General features: G+C 44.4%; 1 protein-coding gene. It reads right to left on the bottom strand.

The annotated features are described in order from the left end of the window. Window positions 1-999 (bottom strand): cadherin-like beta sandwich domain-containing protein (locus AC1DV1_RS31245; RefSeq protein WP_477368746.1); only part of this gene is annotated, 999 nt, incomplete at both ends.

Below are 999 nucleotides of genomic sequence, written 5' to 3'. Positions count from 1 at the left end.
TGACGGGCTTAATGCCAATGAACTTATTGAAGTATTACTTGATCCGTTTTTGTACACGGTAATGGAATATGTACGAATAGTGGCACCATCTTCGGCTGTTACAGAAACATGAACGGTGGTAGCTCCGGTTGCGTTCAGCGTTATCGGTGCTGATGCATTGCCGCTCAACACCACATTGTCCTCAATCCTTATTACAGCGTTTGGATCTGCACTTACAGCCGTAACAGTTATACTTGGTGTCGAGGCCAACACCGAAGTTTGGTAATTTACCGTGCTGCTGCCTGTTATAACAGTCAGCGTAGAAGCCGGGCTTACACTTAATGAACTCAAAGCGGGGTTACTTGATCCGTTTTTATACACAACGATAGAATAGGTACGAATGGTGACACCATCCTCGGCTGTTACAGAAACATGAATAGTAGTAGTTCCGGTAGCATTCAGCGTTACTGGATCAGATGTACTACCGCTTGACACAATATTACCTTCGACCCGTATCACCGCGTTAGGATCTGACGCTATAGCCTTAACATTTATACTGGTTGTGGCTGCAGAGACCGTAGTTTGATAATTTATGGTACTGCTGCCTGTTGTAGTTGTCAGCGTTGACACGGGACTTAAATTTAGGGAAGTAAGCAAGGCATTACTTGCCCCGTTTTTATTTACAACAATGGAATAAGTGCGGATACTGACACCGTCCTCGGCTGTTATTGATACATGGATTGTTGTAGAACCGGTTGCATTCAGTGTTATTGGGTCGGATGTAACCCCGCTGGCTACCGGATTGCCCTCAACCCGTATCACTGCATTCGGGTCTAAAGTTGTTACTACAACGCCAACAGTAGCTGTAGTAACCGATACCGAGGTTTGGTAATTTATATTACTGGTACCCGTTGTTACCGACAATGGACTTGACGGGCTTAATGCCAATGAACTTATTGAAGTATTACTTGATCCGTTTTTGTACACGGTAATGGAATATGTACGAATAGTGGCACCATC

It is taken from the genome of Mucilaginibacter sp. P4_D1 (assembly GCF_056401935.1).
This window is presented reverse-complemented; position numbering and strand designations above follow the sequence as displayed.